At 46.4% G+C, this 20,543-nt stretch carries 20 protein-coding genes; 10 read left to right on the top strand and 10 right to left on the bottom strand.

The features are described 5' to 3' along the window. Nucleotides 1-2: 2 nt before the first annotated feature. The 6 genes from RQP18_RS03435 to RQP18_RS03410 all read right to left on the bottom strand — a co-directional run bounded on the left by RQP18_RS03435 (nt 3) and on the right by RQP18_RS03410 (nt 6,272). Nucleotides 3-1,112, bottom strand: coding sequence for an NAD-dependent epimerase/dehydratase family protein (locus RQP18_RS03435; RefSeq protein ID WP_342388764.1), 1,110 nt, complete (start codon nt 1,110-1,112; stop codon nt 3-5). Further along, entirely contained in the window at nt 1,109-2,131 is a 1,023-nt protein-coding gene (locus tag RQP18_RS03430; protein ID WP_342388763.1) for a polysaccharide biosynthesis protein, read from the bottom strand. The genes RQP18_RS03435 and RQP18_RS03430 overlap by 4 nt, the downstream gene beginning before the upstream one ends. 110 nt (nt 2,132-2,241) lie before the next feature. Continuing rightward, nucleotides 2,242-4,053 carry a polysaccharide biosynthesis protein gene (locus RQP18_RS03425; RefSeq protein WP_342388762.1) on the bottom strand — a complete coding sequence of 604 codons (1,812 nt, stop codon included), beginning with the start codon at nt 4,051-4,053 and terminating at the stop codon, nt 2,242-2,244. Nucleotides 4,054-4,074: 21 nt separating this feature from the next. Continuing rightward, nucleotides 4,075-4,869 carry a tyrosine-protein phosphatase gene (locus tag RQP18_RS03420; protein WP_342388761.1) on the bottom strand — a complete coding sequence of 265 codons (795 nt, stop codon included), beginning with the start codon at nt 4,867-4,869 and terminating at the stop codon, nt 4,075-4,077. 2 nt (nt 4,870-4,871) lie between these two features. After that, on the bottom strand, nt 4,872-5,579 hold the full coding sequence (locus tag RQP18_RS03415; protein WP_342388760.1) for a CpsD/CapB family tyrosine-protein kinase: 708 nt from the start codon (nt 5,577-5,579) through the stop codon (nt 4,872-4,874). Nucleotides 5,580-5,594: 15 nt separating this feature from the next. Beyond that, entirely contained in the window at nt 5,595-6,272 is a 678-nt protein-coding gene (locus RQP18_RS03410; protein ID WP_342388759.1) for a YveK family protein, read from the bottom strand. A 279-nt stretch (nt 6,273-6,551) separates the two neighbouring features. Between RQP18_RS03410 and RQP18_RS03405 the strand changes: the two genes are divergently transcribed. From RQP18_RS03405 to RQP18_RS03380, 6 genes are all read left to right on the top strand, one after another. Further along, nucleotides 6,552-7,601: a YkvI family membrane protein gene (locus tag RQP18_RS03405; protein ID WP_373446116.1), complete on the top strand. Its 1,050-nt coding sequence runs from the start codon at nt 6,552-6,554 to the stop codon at nt 7,599-7,601. Between the two features lie 90 nt (nt 7,602-7,691). Further along, nucleotides 7,692-8,312, top strand: coding sequence for a flavodoxin family protein (locus tag RQP18_RS03400; RefSeq protein ID WP_342388757.1), 621 nt, complete (start codon nt 7,692-7,694; stop codon nt 8,310-8,312). A 99-nt stretch (nt 8,313-8,411) separates the two neighbouring features. Then, nucleotides 8,412-8,852, top strand: a complete 441-nt coding sequence (locus tag RQP18_RS03395; RefSeq protein WP_342388756.1) for a YtoQ family protein — start codon at nt 8,412-8,414, stop codon at nt 8,850-8,852. Beyond that, on the top strand, nt 8,853-9,326 hold the full coding sequence (locus RQP18_RS03390; RefSeq protein WP_342388755.1) for a pyrimidine dimer DNA glycosylase/endonuclease V: 474 nt from the start codon (nt 8,853-8,855) through the stop codon (nt 9,324-9,326). Nucleotides 9,327-9,611: 285 nt separating this feature from the next. After that, nucleotides 9,612-9,848, top strand: coding sequence for a hypothetical protein (locus RQP18_RS03385; protein WP_342388754.1), 237 nt, complete (start codon nt 9,612-9,614; stop codon nt 9,846-9,848). Nucleotides 9,849-10,141: 293 nt separating this feature from the next. Next, the gene (locus tag RQP18_RS03380; protein ID WP_342388753.1) at nt 10,142-12,817 is read left to right on the top strand and encodes a CDP-glycerol glycerophosphotransferase family protein; all 2,676 of its coding nucleotides are present in this window, start codon (nt 10,142-10,144) and stop codon (nt 12,815-12,817) included. Here RQP18_RS03380 and RQP18_RS03375 read toward each other — a convergent pair. Together RQP18_RS03375 and tagD are read right to left on the bottom strand one after the other, a co-directional pair. Beyond that, nucleotides 12,814-13,980, bottom strand: a complete 1,167-nt coding sequence (locus RQP18_RS03375) for a CDP-glycerol glycerophosphotransferase family protein (RefSeq protein ID WP_342388752.1) — start codon at nt 13,978-13,980, stop codon at nt 12,814-12,816. The genes RQP18_RS03380 and RQP18_RS03375 overlap by 4 nt on opposite strands. After that, complete coding sequence (gene tagD / locus RQP18_RS03370) at nt 13,973-14,368, bottom strand: glycerol-3-phosphate cytidylyltransferase (protein WP_342388751.1); 396 nt, start codon at nt 14,366-14,368, stop codon at nt 13,973-13,975. Before tagD ends, RQP18_RS03375 begins: the two co-directional genes overlap by 8 nt. Nucleotides 14,369-14,487: 119 nt before the next feature. Between tagD and RQP18_RS03365 the strand changes: the two genes are divergently transcribed. The 4 genes from RQP18_RS03365 (at nt 14,488) to RQP18_RS03350 (ending at nt 18,742) form a co-directional block, all read left to right on the top strand. Next, nucleotides 14,488-15,681 (top strand): CDP-glycerol glycerophosphotransferase family protein, encoded by a 1,194-nt coding sequence (locus RQP18_RS03365; protein ID WP_342388750.1) that lies wholly within the window; start codon nt 14,488-14,490, stop codon nt 15,679-15,681. Nucleotides 15,682-15,717: 36 nt separating this feature from the next. Continuing rightward, nucleotides 15,718-16,539 carry an ABC transporter permease gene (locus RQP18_RS03360; RefSeq protein ID WP_342388749.1) on the top strand — a complete coding sequence of 274 codons (822 nt, stop codon included), beginning with the start codon at nt 15,718-15,720 and terminating at the stop codon, nt 16,537-16,539. Between the two features lie 11 nt (nt 16,540-16,550). Further along, nucleotides 16,551-17,891, top strand: coding sequence for a teichoic acids export ABC transporter ATP-binding subunit TagH (tagH, locus tag RQP18_RS03355; RefSeq protein ID WP_342388748.1), 1,341 nt, complete (start codon nt 16,551-16,553; stop codon nt 17,889-17,891). Between the two features lie 65 nt (nt 17,892-17,956). After that, a complete protein-coding gene (locus tag RQP18_RS03350) occupies nt 17,957-18,742 on the top strand; it encodes a WecB/TagA/CpsF family glycosyltransferase (protein ID WP_342388747.1) in 786 nt (261 codons plus the stop codon). 51 nt (nt 18,743-18,793) lie between these two features. On the opposite strand, the gene RQP18_RS03345 is transcribed toward RQP18_RS03350, so the two are convergent. Together RQP18_RS03345 and RQP18_RS03340 are read right to left on the bottom strand one after the other, a co-directional pair. Further along, entirely contained in the window at nt 18,794-19,222 is a 429-nt protein-coding gene (locus tag RQP18_RS03345; RefSeq protein WP_342388746.1) for a GNAT family N-acetyltransferase, read from the bottom strand. A gap of 120 nt (nt 19,223-19,342) precedes the next feature. Continuing rightward, the gene (locus tag RQP18_RS03340) at nt 19,343-20,479 is read right to left on the bottom strand and encodes an O-antigen ligase family protein (RefSeq protein ID WP_342388745.1); all 1,137 of its coding nucleotides are present in this window, start codon (nt 20,477-20,479) and stop codon (nt 19,343-19,345) included. Nucleotides 20,480-20,543 lie beyond the last annotated feature (64 nt).

The raw sequence follows: 20,543 nt of genomic DNA, 5'->3' as shown, positions 1-20,543 counted from the left end.
TTTTAAACCTCCTCATGAAATGTATCAGGTTTATCCACATCATAAAGTTCGTTTGCCCACATAATAGTAATCATATCTTCATTACCTAAATTTTCAATATTATGCGTGTAACCTGGTGGTATATCAACGACTTCTAAATACTCCCCCGTTACATGATATTCTAAAATTTCATTTTCATATATATTTCTCAATCTTATAATCCCTTTGCCACTTACTACTAAAAATTTCTCATTTTTGGTATGATGCCAATGGTTTCCTTTAACAATCCCCGGTTTAGATATATTTACAGATACTTGTCCTCTGTCCTCTGTTTTAAGAAATTCAGTGAAAGACCCTCTCTCATCAACATTCATTTCCAAATCATATTTAAATTCATTCTTCGGTAAATAACTTAAATATGTACTATATAATTTTTTTGTGAACTCCTCATTCATATCGGGAACCAAATGACTTTCTCTAATTTTTTTAAAAGAACGCAACAAATCCACAATATCTCCCAGCTTCACTTGGTATATTGGTTCAATTTTACAAAAGTCACCTTTTCTATTTTCTTGGTTATATAAGCTACTTTTAAATTCTTTAATAACATCTTCAATATAAACTAGACTTAGTTGAGTCTCTATATTATTGACTTGTACCGGTTTATTATGTGTTATATTATTACAAAATGTTGCTACTACGCTATTATAATTTGGTTTACACCATTTACCAAAAACATTCGGCAATCTATATACCAAGATTCTAGCTCCGGTGTGTGCTCCGTAGGAAAAAATCATATCTTCTGCAGACTTTTTGCTTTTTCCATAAGGTGTGTCATTTTCAGCTTGTATTGAGGATGTAATGAGTATGGGAGGAGGCGTATCAGAATCTTTTAAAATGGAAACTAAATCACGTGTAAAGTTAATATTTCCATCTATAAATTCATTCGTATTTTTAGGTCTATTTACTCCTGCAAGATGATATACAAAATCTGCCTTCTTACATGCATTTATTAAATTTTCTTTACTAGTATCTCGAGTTACTCTAGTAATAGTGTGTTCTCCTCTATGGCTTAAATCAGCTATAAGATTCTTTGCTATGAACCCATTTGCTCCTGTAATTAAAATATTCATAATTGCCTCCAATCCTTCAACTCTTCTTGTACATATTTTAGAGTCAAAAGTTTTTCTTTAATCTCTTCCACATTTAACCTAAAAGTATTGTGAGAATTGTATTCCGTTTCTGTAGTTAGTTGTTTGTCACCTTCCACAAAATATTTGTCATAATTTAAATCACGAGAATCAGCAGGAACTTTATAAAAATTCTTTAAATCTTGAGCCACTACGTGCTCTTCTCTTGTAAGTAGTGTCTCATACAACTTTTCTCCGTGTCGTGTACCTATAATTTTGATTTCATTATCAGCACTAAAAAGTTCTTTAATTGCTTGTGCAAGATCTTTAATTGTTGAAGCAGGTGATTTTTGCACCATAATATCTCCAGTCTCTGCATTCTTAAATGCAAAAATGACAAGTTCTACTGCTTCTTCAAGACTCATAAGAAATCTTGTCATATAAGGGTCAGTCACAGTAATGTCTTGCCCGCTTTTTATCTGTTCTATAAAAAGCGGTATAACTGAACCTCGTGAAGCCATTACATTACCGTATCTAGTACCACAGATTAATGTTCTTTCTGGATTGATGTTTTTAGATTTTGCTACAAAAGTTTTTTCCATCATTGCTTTTGAAATTCCCATAGCATTAATAGGATAAGCCGCTTTATCTGTTGAAAGGCAAATCACTTTTTGAACACCCGATTCTATAGAAGCATCAAGAACATTTTCTGTACCTATGACATTTGTTTTCACAGCTTCCATTGGGAAAAATTCACAAGAAGGAACCTGTTTCAAAGCTGCTGCGTGAAATACATAATTTACATTATACATTGCATTTTTAACACTATCCTTATTACGAACATCACCAAGATAGAATTTAATTTTTTCATTTCTATATTTTTTTCTCATATCATCTTGTTTTTTTTCATCACGAGAAAAAATTCTAATTTCTTTGACATCTGTATTTAGAAAACGATCTAAGACTGCATTACCAAAAGACCCTGTCCCTCCTGTAATGAGTAATATTTTATCTTGAAACATTATTTCGCCCCCAGAATTCTTTTATTTATAACAATTATTTTTTGAAGAGAAATATAATATAAGGATATAAAAAGAGAAATTATATATTAATAATATTCGAACGTAATTTTTTAACTTTTATTTTTAATGAAATTTAATAAATTATTCTTTATAACCTGGTTATCTTGAGTATTAGACAAAGATTCTGTAAATATCTTTAAAGTTGTGTAATCTTTAAACTTAGCTTTGCCTACATAAATTTTTTCATAAACTTTTTCCGACTGTACTTCTTTCTCATTTAACAATTCCTCATATAACTTTTCACCTGGTCTAATACCACTAAATCTAATGCTAATTTCTTCTTCTTTAAACCCACTTAATCGAATCATATTTTTAGCAAGATTTACTATTTTTACTGGTTCACCCATGTCTAGGACAAAAACTTCTCCACCTTGGGCAAGTGTACTTGCTTGAATAACTAGACGCGAAGCTTCAGGTATAGTCATAAAGTACCTTGTCATTCGCTCATCTGTTACTGTTACAGGCCCCCCTGATTCTATTTGTTTTCTAAACTTAGGAATAACAGATCCTCTGCTTCCTAGAACATTTCCAAATCTCACTGCAACAAGCGTAGTTTTACTGTATTTCTCATTTAGAGCTTGAACGAACATCTCAGCCACTCGTTTTGTAGCACCCATTACATTAGGAGGGTTAACTGCTTTATCAGTAGAGATGAGTACGAACTTCTTAGACTCGTACTTACAAGCAGCTTCTGCTGTATTTTTCGTTCCTATAATATTATTTTTTACTGCTTCTTTAGGATTGTATTCCATTAAAGGTACGTGTTTATGAGCAGCCGCATGATATACAATATCAGGTTTATACTTCTCGAAAACTTCAAAAATTCGGTCACAGTCTTGTACGTCTGCAATGATAGGAATAAATTCTATATTGTCATTTGTGACAATCATTTCTTCAAGTATAGTATAAATGCTGTTTTCACCATGACCTAACAATCCTACTCTTCTTGGCTGGAATTTAGTTATCTGACGTACAATTTCCGAACCTATACTACCACCTGCTCCAGTTACAAGCACTGTTCGGTCTCTCACCTGCTCCTCAATTCCTTCTGAATCGAGTTCAACCGGTTCTCGTCCAAGCAAATCTTCAACCTCAACCTTTTTCAATGCATTCACTTCAACTCGACCTGACATCACATCATCTATGTTAGGCATAATCATTACTTCTACATTTTCATTACTTGCCACTTCATAGATTTCATTCAATTCTGTTTTACTTAAAGAAGGAATTGCTATAACAACTTTATTAATTTCATATTTTTTAATGAGGTGTCCAATTTCTTCTCTGGTGCCTTCAACTTTAACACCCCCAGCCAATTCCATCCTTTGTTTAGATAAGTCATCATCTACTGCCACTACTGGTGACATCTTCATTGCCGGTGTATCCAATATTTGTTTAATGAGTAAAGATCCCCCTTTACCCGCACCTACAACAAGTGTACGCTTCATTTCAATATTACTATTATCTCTACCAATGAGACGATGTCTTGCTATGCGCCAAGATAGTCTAGATCCTCCAATCAATAGAAGGTGCATCATCCAAGTAATAATCATCAATCGCGTAAAGGTAGTCTGAAACATTAACATGTTAAGTACATATGTAATGATAATTGATCCGGTTACAGCTTGAGCAATTGCCATCAATTCTCTTACACTTGCATACTCCCATGCCCGATGATAGAGATTGAATACATATGAAAAAACATGGTGACTGACCAATAGGATTATTGAAGTTGTGATAAGTACAGGCATTGTATACTGAAGGAAAAATGGTGCCAGTATATAATACCCGATGAACACTGAGAATGTGACAATCAGTGAATCAATGATAAGAAGGAGTATATATCGTTCTTTTGCTCCCATAAGTCAACACGCTTCTTTCTATTAAAATATCCCTAAGAATCTCTTCTTTTTTCTTTTCTTCTTGCTTTTATAGTGCGTTTCTATCTTGGAAGGCCGCTTCACTTTCACTTCTTTACCAAGAAGAACCGCTTCTGCATTATACTTCAGGTCATCTATATAAATGGATCCGAGTTCTTTCTCAACCATGTCATAAGCTTCTTTCAACATGAATGGTCGCAGTTCTGCATGGTGGGCATCACTGGCAATGATATGAACGAGATGCGCTTCAATCATTTTAAGGCTCGTCTCTTTGAGGTTTTGACCCAGTTCTCCAACAACCGAACCTGCAGTCACCTGAGCCACTGCACCTTTTTCAATGTATTCATGCAGCTTGTCTGGATACTTGATGATTGGTTTACACCGTTCCGGATGTGCAATGAGCGGTGTGTAGCCACTCATCTGTAGCTCATATAATAAAGGGTCAACATAATTTGGTATATCATTAAAAGAAAACTCAACCAGCACATATTGCGATTGGTTGAGTGGGATGCTTACACCGGACTTCAACTCTTCGACGAAGCTCCCATTCACTCTGATTTCTTGACCGGGATGTACGTTGATGTCCAATTGATGTTGTGAAATGATCTGGTTGAGTGTGTCTATTTTTTCTAAAATCTTACTTCTTGGGTTAACAAAGTCCCCACTGTAATGATGGGGGGTCGCAATGATATCCGTTATTCCATTGTCGATTGCCTGCTGGAGAAGCAATACTGCTTCCTCTTCTGTTTGTGGTCCGTCGTCTGCTCCGACAAGTACATGGTTATGAATATCAATCATCGCTATTCGCTCCCGTAGTAATAGTAGTAATCATCCTTCTTCGTATCCATCTTCTTGTTGTTCATAACTACACCCAGGATATTGGCATCTGCCTTCTCGAGCAGCTTTTTTGCCTCCTGGAGCCTTTCCCTGTTGTTTTCTGCCACATTCGTGACCAGCACAGTGCCATGGGTAATCTTGCTCATCACCTGGGCATCTGTCACTGCAAGTAGTGGTGGCGTATCGATGATGACCATATCGTAATGCATGGAGAACGTCTTCAGTAGATGCGCCATCTTCTTTGAAGAAAGCAATTCTGAAGGGTTCGGCGGGATTGGTCCAGATGTTACAAGGTCAAGATTCTCAATTTGTGTCTCCCTCACGATATTTTCTACAGGGACATCGTTGACGATGGCTGTAGACATCCCACGCTGGTTCGTCATCTCAAATGTATAATGCATCGTTGGGCGGCGCAGATCGGCATCAATCAGTACAGTACGTTTGCCGGATTGCGCGTAAGCAACCGCAACGTTGGCCGCCGTCGTTGACTTGCCTGCCCCTGGAGTAGCAGATGTGAAAACTACCGTCTTGATTTCGGTATCTATGTTGGAGTACATGATATTTGTTCTGATTGTACGGAACTGTTCACTAACTGGAGATTTCGGCTGTTTTTCAACGATGAGTTGCCTGGGGCCTGATACATATGTGTGTGTTTTCTTTTTACCAAACATGATTCAGTTTCCTTCCTACTTTTCGAATTTCGCAATCGTACCAAGAACTGGCAAATCAAGTTGCTTCTGCATTTCTTCTTCTGTCGTGACACGCTTATCCATAAACGCACGCAGGAACGCAATTCCGAGTCCAAGCAGTCCACCAAGAATGATACCAATTGCTATGTTAATGAGCGGCTGTGGAGATACAGGTGATGGATCTTCACCGACATTTGCCGGTGCCAGAATGGAGACGTTATCGACATTCATCACTTCCATGACCCTCTCCTGGAACACATTTGCGATTTCATTGGCGATGATTTCTGCGTCCTCAGGGTTTTCATTGACGACCGTCACCGTTACGACCTGCGACTGGTCTTGGTTATTGACGGTAATCTGTTCAGCCAATGCACTTGTTGTCTGTTCCAAGTTCAGATTGTTTACGACATCATCCAACACTGTGGGACTCTTTATGATATCCCTGTATGTATTGATCAGTTGAAGACTTGCTTGAATATCCTGGTTGTTGACCGAGTTTTCAGCATCCTGTGACTGGCTGACGAGAATTTGCGTATTGGCTTCATATTGCGGGGTCATTAGAAATGCGGTTGCGAATGCAGAGATTGAACCGAAGAGTAGTACAAGGACGATAATCATCGCCAAATTTTTCTTTATGACTTCCAGAATGTCTTCCAGATTCAATGTTTCTTCCATGTTGGCCTCCAAAATTATATGTATATATGCTATGTATGTTTACAATTTATTACTATATCAGATTAAAGCTTCTTTTTGCATATATTTTCTAAATTTATCAGATGAAAGCGTTATTTTACAACATTTTGATATAAAGTGTTGAATCGCTATAATATGAGAAATATTTCACTATTTCTTGTTTAATTATCAAAATATTGTTTAAATTTCAGAGTAGCGTCTATATAACTAAAGTCAAAAATCAAATACGGAGGAGATTTTTTGAGTTATCGACGAGAATCAATGATGATTGGATTTGCCTACACGGGGGTTATTGTAGGGGCCGGTTTTTCCACTGGCCAGGAAATACTCCAGTTCTTTACGAACTACGGGACATGGAGCTATGCTGCAATCCTCCTATCGGCACTGATCATCATGTTTGTTGGCCGGCAAGCGGCTAAACTTGGCTACCGATTAAAGGCAGATTCCCACGAGGAACCGATCAACACAATGTTTGGAGATATGATTGGGAAGGCAATCGACTACATCCTTGTCTTTTTCCTATATGGCATCGCAGTGATCATGCTCGCAGGGGCGGGTTCTGCATTCTACGAAAGCTTCGGTGTGGCCCCGTGGCTCGGATCACTGATCATGCTGGTGGCGGTATTCGCCACCCTGCTGCTCGACTTCAATAAAATCGTTGCAGTACTCGGTGCAGTGACACCATTCCTGGTGGCGTTCGTACTCATCATCGCGGCATTCAATGTTTTCAATCCGGCTGTGCCGATGAGTGAAGTGAACCAGTATGCACAGATCGACCGCACACCATCCGGCCACTGGTGGTGGGACGCAATCACCTACAGTGGACTCGTACTCGCGACCGCATTCAGCTTCCTGTCCGTCATGGGATCCGAAGCTTCAAAACATAAAGCGGCCAGGCGTGGCGCACTGGTCGGCGGGGCAATCATCATGCTGCTGATGCTTCTGATCAACGGCGGCATGCTTGCGAACCTGAATGCTGCCAACGAGGCGGCACTGCCCACCCTGCTGCTCGCAGACGGCATCCACCCGGCACTGAGCCTGGGACTGTCCATCGTCATGCTGCTGGTCATCTACAATACGGCAGTCGGACTGATGTACCCGTTCCTGACACGGTTCACAGTTGCGTATTCCGGAAAGTATAAGCTACTGCTTGCAGGTGGCCTGCTGTTCGGCTATGCACTGAGCTTCGTAGGATTCGTGGATCTGGTCAACATATTCTATCCGATATTCGGATACATTGGCCTGTTCATCGCAGCAGGACTGACCATCCGCTGGGTGGCGAACAAATTTACAAAAAAGCAACTCGTATAGATATAGTAGACCAGCAGGGATTCCCCCTGTTGGTTTTTTTGTACGTCAACAGTGGTAGAGATATGTATTACGGCTATTGGAGGTCATACGATGAAACTGAAGGCAGTATTTCTGAATGCGACACTGAAGTATGGAGAGGACGCATCAAACACCGAGGCACTCGCCCGTGAGGTCTTCAACATCTATCACGAGCACGATGTGGAGACGGAATCGATCCGGCTCACCGACTACAACATCCGCTACGGCATCGCCGACGATATGGGCGAAGGCGATGAGTTCCCGCAGATTTTAGAAAAGGTCAAAGCGGCAGACATCGTCCTCATCGGTTCGCCGGTATGGCTTGGTGAGAAGAGCAGCGTAGCGACACTCATCATCGAGCGTCTGTACGGCAGTGCTTCCCTGACCAACGACAAGGGACAGTCCATCTTCTACAACAAGGTCGGCGGTGCCATCGTGACGGGCAATGAGGATGGAGCCAAACATGCAGCGCAAAGCATCCTATACAGCCTGGCCCATAACGGATTCACCATTCCGCCGAACGTCGACACCTACTGGGTCGGTGACGCCGGTCCCGGGCCGTCCTATATGGAAGCTGGCCAGGACAATGAATTCACGAAGTCGCATGTACGGATGCTCGCCTACAACACCATGCATCTGGCCCGTATATTCAAGGAGCACCCGATTCCGGCAGAAGGCAATACGATGGAATGACTGTTAGGACACCTCTTCGGGTGTCCTTTCCATATGGATGATTTGAAAGTTTTTCATTTTCAGCTATCATTAAAGTAACACAACTTAGGAGGATGAGTTATGGAACTTACAGTATATTTGGCAGGGCAGATCCATGATGACTGGCGCGAGGACGTGAAGCAGATTGCGGACGAAAAGGACCTGCCTTTGAACTTCGTCGGGCCGCAGACGAATCACGAGCGTTCGGACAACATCGGAGAGGATATTCTGGGCGAACAGCCTGCACCCTACTTCAAGGATAATGCCGCTTCTGCGGTGAACAACCTCCGCACACAGGTGCTGATGCAGAAATCGGATGTCGTGATTGCACTGTTCGGCGAGAAGTACAAGCAATGGAATACGGCGATGGATGCGAGCGCTGCCGTGACACTCGGCAAGCCGCTCATCATCGTGCGCCCGGAAGAGCTGATCCATCCGCTTAAAGAATTGTCCAACAAGGCGAACATCACGGTGGAAACGGTCGAACAGGCACTGGATGTCCTCGCCTACATCTACGAGTAGATGCAGATCTTCAGAGTGAGTCCTGACCATCAGACAAGTGCCCAGTATCTGGACAACCGCCGTCTGAGCAAGCAAGTGCTCGAGCTCTACCAGATACTGCGGATCAACCTGAGCCTGGTCGGAATGCTGGATACGAATACACGGTATCAGCATCACCCGATTGTGAAGCATGTATACAATGAAGGAAACCCGTATATCACGGATACATTCTGGCTGCTTGAAGCGTGCGATATGGAGCACCAGCGTCGGGGCGGCAAGCGGAGTCCAGCCTTCAGGGAAGATCTGGAGTCTCTGAAACAGCTGATCGAGTCGCGTCTAGATGCCGACCTGTGGAGCCATGAGCCGCTTCCCCCACTCTATGTATTCGGTGAGGACCGGATATATGGCAATGCGGCATACGATCTATATGTAGAATTGCTCCATGACAAATGGATGAACGATACCATCCCCCCGAGGTGCGGGGTGAGATTCTAGTCCGGGTCGATGACTCGGGCTTTTTTGTATCTTGGAACTCAGGTTTCCCATTTATGGAGATACACTCTCATGGATTGTGAAGGCCGGATAGTATTTGGAAAACATTCAGTATTTTGCTAATAGTATTTATTTACACTTTATGTGAATCATTATATAATAAATTTACACGCGGTAAGACGTACATAGATAGAGATGCTTCACCGCTCTTCTTAGATGCACTGTATACTTCAAGCTGCCAGACCAAGGCGAGTCGTTAAAAATGGAGTGTTCAAGGAGTGATGGGGGATGAGGACAGTCGAGGACCATATGAACCTCAATTACGAGGTGGTTGTCGCAGAGGAGAAAGATTTTGACGGGACGGTGTACTACGTTGCATTCCATGAGGAACTGTTCGGTATCGAAGGCTTGGGCGATACGAAGGAAGAGGCGATCCGCGACCTCAAAAAAAGTAAGGAAATATGGTTCAGGAATATGATAGAAAACGATGATTATGTCCCGCTGCCAAAGAATTTCGATCGTTAAAGGGGTGTGAGGCTGGGAATCCTCAGCCGTTTTTCATGTCCTCTCTTCTCGTAATTAGATGCGCTGCCATGCCGAAGAGATTCAACCACATAATTTAAAAGAACACCAGTAGGTTCGAAATACTCCATTCGGGTATTATCGAACCTTTTTATATTTCAGCATCTTTTATATTATAATGAAGAAAAGCATCTCGCCTGATATACTTTATACTTGATTGTAAAAATGAATCCGGACACTATATGGTGGTGAATCGGGTAGAATATTAATAAGCATTCTAAAAAGGAGGTGGACTGATGGGGATGTTCCAGAAGAAATTGCGAAGAACATTCAGAAAAACCATCCCCAGGCGTATACGGGAACGTCTGATCAAGAAATTGACGATGCATGATATCACTGTACACGAGGAGCATATCACAGTGAATCTTTCATTCAAAAACTTCATCCGAGTCGGACTGGAGAAAAGACTCCAGGTTACATTAACGAATGACCAGGCACTCTATGAGCTGGACTACCACCTTCATGGTGACAGCATCAGGATTCAGATTCCGTATGCCATCATCGACCAGACTGAAGGACGGTCGGCGATAAAAATGATGCTCGGCCGAAAGCGGCTGATCGTCCGGCCGGATACCGATGCATATGAGCGGCGCCGGTCCTTCTTCTCCAACCATCGATACTTCAACGTATCCATCATTCGCGGTAACTTGTCGCTTGCCAATCTGCTGCCTGAATACCGCTTCAAAACGGATCAGCCGGTTGGACTAACGAAGCTCGACAGCCGCTACAGTCAGCTTGATTTCTCTGCCGAAGGCATGGATGACCTGACGGATTATGAACTTGCCTTCCTCTACCAGAGCAAACTCCGGGCAATGGATAATGCATCGGGCGACGCTTCCATCCTGCGGGTCACGGATTTCTCGGAAGTGATCACAGGACAGCCGGATGTATATCTTCTGAAGGAGTTTGAACTGGTACCGGTCCGCTACACAGGTCCGCCGTTTTCCATGGATACATTGAATCATGAAATCACATATTCTACACAGGATGGCCGGCTGACTGCGGAAATCACCAGCCACAGAACAGATGTGCTTGCGTTCCACAGCACACTCGAAGATGAATCCGTGCGGATGCACTTCTCCATCGATCCAACCGTCGAACTGGCTGCGTTGCTGGTCGTGGATACTTCAACAGAGGAGACATTCCGCATTCCGATTCCGGAGCAACAGACGGGGGACAGCGTGGACGTCAGTGTGCCGCTCTCTCCACTGATCAATAACATATCGCGGAAACGGTTCATGCTTGAAACTGCCGGATCAGAACCGGTCCGTCTGCAACCCGACATCGCGGACCTTGAGACATTCGGCTTCAACGAGCGGCTGTGGGTACCCTTCCATCATGAAAAGTTCAAAATATGGTTCTATCGGCGCAGGGATGGCCTGCTCGGCTTCAAGGTTACGAGACGCCGATTGCGTCGCCAGGTGACTAAGATCAATGACTTCAGCTTCGAAGGATATATTGGTGGGGACGATGCCTTCATCGACAGCACACCCTATATGACCTTCGTCGACCGGTATTCCGAGGACTTTACACGTATCGAAATCAGCAGTGAATTCACCGTGGATCTCAAGACGGTGGACCTCATCGACATCAAGAGCAAGGACAAGACGATCATCGATGTATTCATCGAAATCGTCCACTCGAGCGGTGAAGTGCTGCGACGGGAGAAGATCAAATATGGGCATTCCGACTACAGGAAGGATAATTTCTACGACATTCATGAAGTGGTCGACGAAGCAGGAAATATCCATCACCACCTGATTACGACGACGCCCTACAACAACCTGAAGGTCGAGAGCTTCATGATCCCCGCTTCCGTCGATATACCGGAAGATACAAGCCACAAGGATATGAACATCTGGCTGCTCGGCGAACGGTACGACACAGCCCAGGATAATGGCTATGCCCTGTTTACATGGCTGAAGGAAAATACGAATATCGAGGCATACTATGTCATCGAGGAGACCGCCGGGGACTATGCGAAGATTAAAGATGTGGAGAATGTGCTCGCATTCGGGTCGAAGCGTCATTTCGATCTTGCCTTCAGGGCAGGTGTCCTCCTCGGTACCCATGACCTTGAGAATCTGCTGCCGTACAAGACGGCACGGGGCTTCTTCCATTATGAGGATACGGTCAAGGTGTTCCTGCAGCATGGGGTACTCGGGAGGAAGCCGGTGGAATATGACAAGAAGTACTACGACCTCCCGTTCGACCTGTTCATCGTCAGCAGTGAGGCGGAGAAATATGATGTCGTCATGCGCAAGATGGGATATGAAGAAACGGAAGTCGCCGTCACAGGGCTGGCCCGTTTCGACCATCTGCCCCACCATAATGCGACTAAGGACATCCTCCTCATGCCGACATGGCGGGATTGGATCAGCACCGACGAGGCTTTCCTCAAAAGCAGGTATTACGCCCGCTATCACAGCCTGATCCATAACGAGCGGCTCAACCAGCTGCTTGAGGAGAATGATGTGCATCTGAACTTCTACCCCCACTACCGTGCACAGCGGTACTTCAATGAGGAATATTTGGACCAGGGGAAGAACATCCACTTCATCCGACTGGGTGAGCGGACGGTACAGGATCTGCTGATTGAACATTCCCTGCTGATCACGGACTACTCCAGTGTCAGCTTCGACTTTACACTGATGAACAAGCCGGTCATCTACTACCACTTCGATGTCCGCCAGTTCTTCAGGCAGGGCCGGCTGCGCCCCCTATATCAGACATTCATCGGTGACATGGCGAAGACCGAGGAGGACTTGGTCGACGCCATCGAAATCCATATCCGGAACGGCTTCCAGCCGGGGGCGGGCGACCTGTCCAGCATATTCGAATACCAGGATCACAACAACCGCAAACGCATCTATGAAGCAGTGATGGAAAAAATAAACACGATTGAGGACTAGTCCTCAATCGTGTTTTTGTATAATGCATCGATCAGCTTTTCTGTTGCATGCCCGTCGGCATACTTGTTCCATACCCGATCGAATGCTTCGATGGCTTCTGGGCTGAACGTATCTTCTTTGATTGCTCTGATGATGCCCTCCGTCGTATGGACGACGGGACCCGGTGCCGTTTCGTGATAATCGAACCATAGGCCGCGCGTGGATTCATATTCCTCCAGATCATATGGATAGAAGATCATCGGCCGGCGAAGCGTCGAAAACTCGAACGGAATCGATGAATAGTCCGTAATGAGTATATCCGTCACGCTGAGCAGTGCAGAGATGTCATGGCGCCCCGTGGTATCCGTCGCAAAACCGGTCGCTTCGAATCCTTCGAAATCCACCGCCGGATGCAGATGGATGAGCAGATGGTGGGTGTCACCGAGTGCCCTCTCCATCCTTTCGATATCGAGCGGCAGGTCGTGCACGGCGAATGCACCATCCCGGAATGTCGGTGCATACAGGATGACGGTCCTCTCCCTGATCTGCGGCAGCGCCGCAAGCACCTCTTCCCCTGCTTTCCCGAGCCGCTCCTCCGAATGGAAGAAGTCCGTCCGCGGCACGCCGGTCCTGAGCATGTTGCTTTCATCCAGATCGAACGCCTGCTTGAAAATCTCCGCCATCCCGTCCGAGCTGACGACGACCTTATGGAACCGGCCGTACACCCGTCTGAATCGCCTATGGGCAGACTTCGGCCGGCCATGGATCGTCTTGTCTCGGAGTCCGAACAGTTTGACCGCCCCATTGGCATGCCATAGCTGGACGCACGTCGTCCTTCTTCTGAAGTTGCATGCCGCAAGGATCAGATGGTAGTTGTCGACGAATACCACTTTGGCTGTGGCAAGATGGTAGATTCCCCGGATGAATGCCGGGAGATGGACAGGCGAGAAACGGATGAGGTCTTCATTTTCCACGCCTATGAATAATTCCCTCCTGCACGTCGGCTCCTTCAGCACGATGACACGGGAGTCCTTACGCCGGTTTACTTCATGGATGACTTCCTGAATGTTGTCGCCGAAAGACGCCAGCATGACCGTCTTGTTCCTGACGGGGAAAATCCTGCACAGGGTGAATATGATGCGGACCACCGCCAGGTAGACGGTGATGGCAAATTCCCTAATCATGCCGGTTTGACAGATCCATCTTCGTCTTCGTCGTCGAGACGCCTTCGGTTCTTGGGAGATAGATGACCTCACAATAGTCCTTCAGGAAGTCGAACTCCCCTTCCCAGTCGTGGCCCATGACGAAGATGTCGATGTCATGCGCCTTGACATCCTCGATCTTCTGGTCCCATGTCTCTTCCGGAATCACCTCATCCACATAGCGGATGGCTTCCAGGATCTGCTTCCGCTGCTCGAAGGAGTAGTACGCCTGCTTGTGCTTCAGCATATTGAACTCATCCGTCGATATGGCGACGACAAGATAATCACCCAGCTCTTTTGCACGTTTCAGGATATTGATGTGTCCCATATGGATGAGATCGAATGTACCGTATGTGATTACTTTTTTCATGGTATGCCCCCTGATATACCTCGATAATGATATAATATTGTAGATATGTTGGATATGGTAAAGATGGTGTAAATTATATCATATTTGAGAAAATAAATATTATTTCAGGTGTGGTGATTATGAAATTTTTAAAGGTTCTTACATTGAAATCCTACAAATTATTATTCTGGCTCCTTGGAAAATGCTTCCATAAGGACCATCGGCTCATCATGTTCGAGAGCTTCCTCGGCAGGCAATACAGCGACAATCCACGGGCACTGTACGAATACTTGTCCATCCAGCATCCGGAATACCGGCTGCTCTGGAGCGTCGACAGGCGCCACAGGAAGATTTTCAAGGAAATGGAGATTCCATATGTATCGCGCTTCTCGCCGAGCTGGATGATTTACATGAACAAGGCGACACTGTGGATTACGAACAGCCGCCTGCCGCTCTGGATTCCGAAACCCCATGATACGACCTATCTCCAGACATGGCACGGGACACCCCTCAAGCGCCTCGGCACGGATATCGGGACGGTACATATGCCAGGGACGGAAACGGAGAAGTACAAGCGGAATTTCACAAGGGAAGCACGCAAATGGGACTATCTGGTTTCCCCGAACCGCTACTCAACGGATATCTTCAGGCGGGCCTTCCAGTATGACAAACGGGTCCTTGAGACGGGCTATCCACGGAACGATTATCTGTTTGTGAACAATGACTCGGCGGCCCAAGAGAATATTCGAAGGAAACTCGGATTACCCCTGGGAAAGAAAATCATTTTCTATGCACCGACGTGGCGGGACGACGCTTATCACGCGCGTGGCAGGTACAAGTTTGACCTCCAGTTCGATACGGACCGGATGTACAGGGAACTGTCCGATGACTACATCATCATACTAAGGTTGCACTACCTCATTGCGGAGAACTTGGACCTGTCGCAGTATGAAGGCTTCCTGTACGACTTCTCCAGATACGAGGACATCCGGGATCTTTACGTCATCTCCGACCTCCTCGTCACCGACTACTCTTCGGTGTTCTTCGACTATGCGAACCTCGAGCGCCCGATGATCTTCTATACTTATGATATCGACAACTACCGAGACAAGATCCGCGGCTTCTACTTCGACTTCGAAACAGAAGCGCCGGGTCCGATCATCCGGACGACGGATGGACTGCTTGACGCCATAAGGGAGACGGAAAAGACGGATTTCAATGAGAAATATGACACCGTAAGCTTCCGCAAGCGATTCTGCGACCTCGAGGACGGTCAGGCTTCAAAGCGCGTCAGTGATGAGATTATTTGTCATTTAAAAGATAAAATTGTATAATTCAACAACGATGAAAGAAATGGTTGTGAAAAACAGATGAAATCCATATGGGTCGTATTGAAGGAGCAGTTCAATCACTTCTACCTTGTGAGACGACTGTCCATGTATGACATAAAAAGCAAAAATCAGAACAACTACCTCGGCATCGTGTGGGAAGTCCTGACGCCCTTGATCAGCATACTGATCTACTGGTTCGTCTTCGCCACACTGAGGCAGCGGGAACCGATACAGATGGGCGGCATGGAAGTGCCATTCTTCTTCTGGCTCTTCATCGGCTTCGTCGTCTGGACGTTCTTCTTCCAGGGCAGTATCGAAGCATCGAAGTCGATCTACCGGCGGCTGAAGATGCTGTCGAAAATGACCTTCCCGCTGAGCCTCATACCGAACATTGCGATATTCTCGAAATTTTATACGCATCTCATCATGCTCGTCATTGCGTTTGTAGTCTTCCAGTTCGCCGGCTACTACATCAATATATATTATGTCCAGCTGCTCTACTACATCCTCGGGACCTATGCGCTGGTGTTCTCATTCTCACTGATCACGTCGACCCTGTCGACGCTGGTCCGAGATGTGCACCTGCTGCTCAATTCGCTCCTGCGCATGGCGCTGTATCTTTCCGGTGTCCTGTGGCCGCTGACGCTGCTGTCGGACTTTCCGACACTGATGCGTCTCATGCAGCTGAATCCGCTCGTATACCTGATTGAAGGATACCGTTCGGTATTCTTCGGCACCGAGTGGTATTTCATCACCCATTGGGAGCTGACGCTGTACTTCTGGGGACTCATATTCGTGATGCTCTCAATCGGCGCTGCACTTCACGTCAAATTCAGACGCAATTTCATTGACTACCTATAAGAGGGATATAAATGACCAAAACAATCGTGACCAGGAATCTGGTTAAAAAGTATAAACTGTACGACAATCAGAAGGAACGCATCTTCGATCTGCTCAGTCCGCGATCCCATGGAGAGGTATTCCATGCACTGAACGGTGTGGACTTCGAGGCGGAACAGGGGGACGTCATCGGGTTCATCGGCATCAATGGCTCCGGAAAGTCGACATTGTCGAACATCATTGCGGGCATCGTCCCCGAATCCGGCGGTGAAGTCCAGGTCAACGGCCAGACGTCGCTGATTGCGGTGGCGGCCGGTTTGAATGATGAACTGACGGGGCGGGACAACATCGAGCTGAAATGCCTGATGCTCGGTTTCTCCAAGGATGAGATCAGGGAGCTCGAACCGGACATCATCGCATTCTCCGAGCTCGAGAACTTCATCGACCAGCCGGTCAAGTCGTATTCCAGTGGCATGAAGTCTCGCCTCGGATTTGCCATCAGCGTCAATGTCGATCCGGACATCCTCATCATCGATGAGGCGCTATCCGTCGGCGACCGGGCGTTCGCCGAGAAGAGCCTCCAGAAGATGATGGAGTTCAAGGAACAGGGCAAGACGATGATATTCGTCAGCCACTCGATCAACCAGGTCAAGAACTTCTGCGACAAGATACTGTGGCTCGAATTCGGGCGGGTCAAGGCATTCGGCGAAGTGAAGGATGTCATCCCGCTATACGAGTCATTCCTCACCAAATGGCAGAAGATGTCGAAGGATGAGCGCAATGAGTACCGCACACGAACCATGAACCGCGAGGCGAATGGTGATGACTACCGCAAGGTCGGCAGTCTTCTGATTCTGGATGACGGAGATGATGACCTCGAAATCTCGCACAAGTACAGCGTCCAGCCGGTCAGCAAGCTCGCCCACCTGAAAGCGCACGTCACTGAAATATTGCGGGCCCCCAACGATTCTGAAGGCGTCGAGAACGCCAAAAAATACAAGAACCGGGTCTACCATGTCAAACGGGAAGCCACGTACCATTTCGAGAACTATTATCTGCTCAGTACAAAAGCAAGCGGAACGGAAGGGATCGTCGGCTGGATCCGCGCAACCGAAGCGACTGCACACGTCCACACGCTGGTCGACCGTGATGAGAAGCACTTTGCACTGACGGGCAGCGGGTACGCCTCCACCGCACCTTGGGGTGGAAAGCAGCAGTATGTGCACGAATCACTTGAAGACTATGCCGGCTTTGCTTTCACCGTGGACCAGACCGTACTCGTTGGAAATAATGTATGGTACCGTGGCCGGATCGAGCGCGAAGAGAAGGCCGTCTGGGTCCACATGAACAGCGTCTCGGAAGAGATGGTATAGATCATAAAACGCACAGGCACCGGTCACCCTGGCCGGTATTTTTCTATAGAAACAGAGGGGATTTTATGACTGAACAACACGGAAACGTCACAGTGATGGGCATAGGTTTTACGAATACTACGCTGGAAGGCTTCATGGACAGCACCATCCGTCCATGTCTCGCAAGTGAAGACAAATGCTTCATCGTCACCGCGAACCCTGAGATCGTCATTGCCACACGGGACCACCCCGACTTCAGGGAGACCGTCCAGTCCGCCGATCACGTACTGCCGGATGGCATCGGCATCATCAATGCGGCGAAGATGATGGGGACACCGCTCCAGGAGCGTGTCAGCGGAATCGATGTCATGCGTGAGATGCTCGCCCATGCCGAAGAGAAGGGCTACAGTGCCTATTTCCTCGGTGCGAAGGAGACATCAAACCGGAAGGCGGCCGAAAGGGCACAAAAGAAGTTTCCCGACCTCAAAATCGCCGGACGACATCATGGCTATGCCGACCTCGATGATGAAGCTTTCGTCCAGGACATCGCCACAACGAGGCCAGACATCATCTTCGTTGCCCTTGGCATGATGAAGCAGGAACACTGGATCAGACGCCATATGGACCGCTTCGACAAAGGGGTCTTCATGGGCGTTGGCGGCAGCTTCGACGTCCTCTCCGGAGAAGCCAAGCGCGCCCCGAATATATGGATCCGGTTCCAGCTCGAATGGCTGTACCGCCTGCTCAAGGAGCCGAAGCGCATCTTCCGGGTGCTCAAAGTCGCCCAGTTCATGATGCTCCACACTCCAATAATCAGCAGAATCATGAGGCTGTTTGGATTTTCGAAGACAAGAGCACGCGGAAAGGGCTGAGAAATCATTTTATGATCTCCCAGCCCTTTTTGTCTTTCCTATTTTTTTGCTTCACTGCTCCAGTACCATATCCACATGCATGTGTCCCGCAATATCGTAGCGTTCCGATGCCCGGCTGAAACCGAAGGATTCATAGAACTCTTCCAGGTAGCACATGGCCGTGATGGCTATCGTCGATGAAGGGTATTCACGCCTTGCATATTCAAGTGCATAGCCGAACAGTTCTCTTCCCCCTCCCTCACCCCTATGGCGGGGATTGACCAGCACACGTCCGATTACAACCTTACCGTCTGTCGTGATTCTGCAGTAGGAGGTAATAATTCCGTCATCCTCATGGAAGATGTGCACCGCTTCCCGTTCTCCCCCCTCAATGTCCGCAAACAGGCTTTCCTGCTCCAGTATGAATACCGTCTGCCTCAGGCGGTATATCTCTTCCAGCTCTTCAAGAGAAAGTGCCTCAAATCTTCTGATATGCCACATGCAGTTCCTCCTATTGTCGTTCTCACATGTCCATTGTACTATATTATTTTTTGAAAATTTAATATATTGTTTTAAAGAAAAATAAAAATGGCACAGCAGAATGCGCTGTGCCAAATCCTTCTATTCGCTAGGCTTGAGTGCTTCCTTATACATGTGATCCTCCCTGAAGGTGAGGATGTACGCCATGAAGATGAACAGCAGTACAATCGGCGAGAAGTATACGAACATGAACAGATAGTTGTATTCGAACATACCGATGAAGATGTAAGCCCCGAAGTACAGCAGGATGCCGAGCGTATACTTCGTCATCGACAGGAGACATACTGCCCCCAGCACCAGTATGAATAATATCAGTGGAATGATGCCGTAGCGTCCCAGTGTGTCGAAGAAGATGTTGTGGGCGTGCAGGAGTTCTGTGAAGTTGAAGTACGCATGCCCTTCACCGAGCCACTGCTTGTTGTGCCAGACCGTGGCCCACAGTTCATAGCGCTTGGAAGTGAAATCATTCCAACTGAATCCTCCCCCCTCCAGGCTCGATCCGACGAAGAATTGATAGATCGTCCTTCCGAACACAAGGAGGACGATGGCAAACCCTCCCGTCACGATGCCGATGAACCAATTCTTCTGCTTCATCGGTGTTCTGTATAGATTAATCCAGGCAAGCTGCAGGAAGGCGATGAAAACATAGGTGATGAGTGCCGTCCGGCTCGTCGTAATCAGATTGAGGACAAGGAACGTCGGCAGCATGTAGAAAATCATTGCACGATTCGTCCGCGTCATGATCAGAAGTCCTGCTGTGAACACGAGCACGAGCGTCGCACCAGATTCATTGAGCGTATGGTCGATCAGGAGGAGTGCCGGCAGACTGATGAGTGCACCGATGATCAGATACACCACAAGACGGCCCGGCACACGATAGAAAAGGACTGCCGTCACCATAAGTAGAACCAGTGCCTCCGTCCAGACGAAGTGGGCGGCTACAATCATGCTCAGGAACAGTGAACCTACATAAAATCCCCAAAGCGTGAGGAATATTTTTCTGAGCGGTGACAGGGAAATACGGGCGTTCTTATATAGGAATACGAGTATTGCTGCAAGTATCAGAATCATAAATGGGTCCTGTGAGGAGACCAGACTCTGGATGTTCCGGTAGTCGATCATGAAGATATTTGTCACCATGAACAGCAATGTAAATACTGTGATGAATACGAATGCTTCGTAAGTGAAATATGTACGCTCGACATTGACCCTTGCCATACTAACCCGCCTCCTCTTCTGATAAATTCATTTTATCATGATTCCGGTGTAAAGGAGGGGAAAA

Origin of the sequence: Salinicoccus sp. Bachu38 (assembly GCF_038561955.2) — a bacterium.
GTDB classification, from domain to species: Bacteria; Bacillota; Bacilli; order Staphylococcales; family Salinicoccaceae; genus Salinicoccus; species Salinicoccus bachuensis.
Note: the sequence above shows the minus strand (reverse complement) of the source record. Positions and strands in the feature narration are given on the sequence as shown.

Bases quoted from the DNA above. Each gene is read 5' to 3' on its own strand.
- RQP18_RS03340 (WP_342388745.1), bottom strand. From the start codon at position 20,479: ATGGCAAGGGTCAATGTCGAGCGTACATATTTCACTTACGAAGCATTC.
- tagH (WP_342388748.1), top strand. From the start codon at position 16,551: ATGACCAAAACAATCGTGACCAGGAATCTGGTTAAAAAGTATAAACTG.
- RQP18_RS03345 (WP_342388746.1), bottom strand. From the start codon at position 19,222: ATGTGGCATATCAGAAGATTTGAGGCACTTTCTCTTGAAGAGCTGGAA.
- RQP18_RS03350 (WP_342388747.1), top strand. From the start codon at position 17,957: ATGACTGAACAACACGGAAACGTCACAGTGATGGGCATAGGTTTTACG.
- RQP18_RS03430 (WP_342388763.1), bottom strand. From the start codon at position 2,131: ATGTTTCAAGATAAAATATTACTCATTACAGGAGGGACAGGGTCTTTT.
- RQP18_RS03425 (WP_342388762.1), bottom strand. From the start codon at position 4,053: ATGGGAGCAAAAGAACGATATATACTCCTTCTTATCATTGATTCACTG.
- RQP18_RS03375 (WP_342388752.1), bottom strand. From the start codon at position 13,980: ATGATTAGGGAATTTGCCATCACCGTCTACCTGGCGGTGGTCCGCATC.
- RQP18_RS03400 (WP_342388757.1), top strand. From the start codon at position 7,692: ATGAAACTGAAGGCAGTATTTCTGAATGCGACACTGAAGTATGGAGAG.
- RQP18_RS03390 (WP_342388755.1), top strand. From the start codon at position 8,853: ATGCAGATCTTCAGAGTGAGTCCTGACCATCAGACAAGTGCCCAGTAT.
- RQP18_RS03365 (WP_342388750.1), top strand. From the start codon at position 14,488: ATGAAATTTTTAAAGGTTCTTACATTGAAATCCTACAAATTATTATTC.
- tagD (WP_342388751.1), bottom strand. From the start codon at position 14,368: ATGAAAAAAGTAATCACATACGGTACATTCGATCTCATCCATATGGGA.
- RQP18_RS03380 (WP_342388753.1), top strand. From the start codon at position 10,142: ATGGGGATGTTCCAGAAGAAATTGCGAAGAACATTCAGAAAAACCATC.
- RQP18_RS03385 (WP_342388754.1), top strand. From the start codon at position 9,612: ATGAGGACAGTCGAGGACCATATGAACCTCAATTACGAGGTGGTTGTC.
- RQP18_RS03395 (WP_342388756.1), top strand. From the start codon at position 8,412: ATGGAACTTACAGTATATTTGGCAGGGCAGATCCATGATGACTGGCGC.
- RQP18_RS03435 (WP_342388764.1), bottom strand. From the start codon at position 1,112: ATGAATATTTTAATTACAGGAGCAAATGGGTTCATAGCAAAGAATCTT.
- RQP18_RS03410 (WP_342388759.1), bottom strand. From the start codon at position 6,272: ATGGAAGAAACATTGAATCTGGAAGACATTCTGGAAGTCATAAAGAAA.
- RQP18_RS03360 (WP_342388749.1), top strand. From the start codon at position 15,718: ATGAAATCCATATGGGTCGTATTGAAGGAGCAGTTCAATCACTTCTAC.
- RQP18_RS03405 (WP_373446116.1), top strand. From the start codon at position 6,552: ATGATGATTGGATTTGCCTACACGGGGGTTATTGTAGGGGCCGGTTTT.
- RQP18_RS03420 (WP_342388761.1), bottom strand. From the start codon at position 4,869: ATGATTGATATTCATAACCATGTACTTGTCGGAGCAGACGACGGACCA.
- RQP18_RS03415 (WP_342388760.1), bottom strand. From the start codon at position 5,579: ATGTTTGGTAAAAAGAAAACACACACATATGTATCAGGCCCCAGGCAA.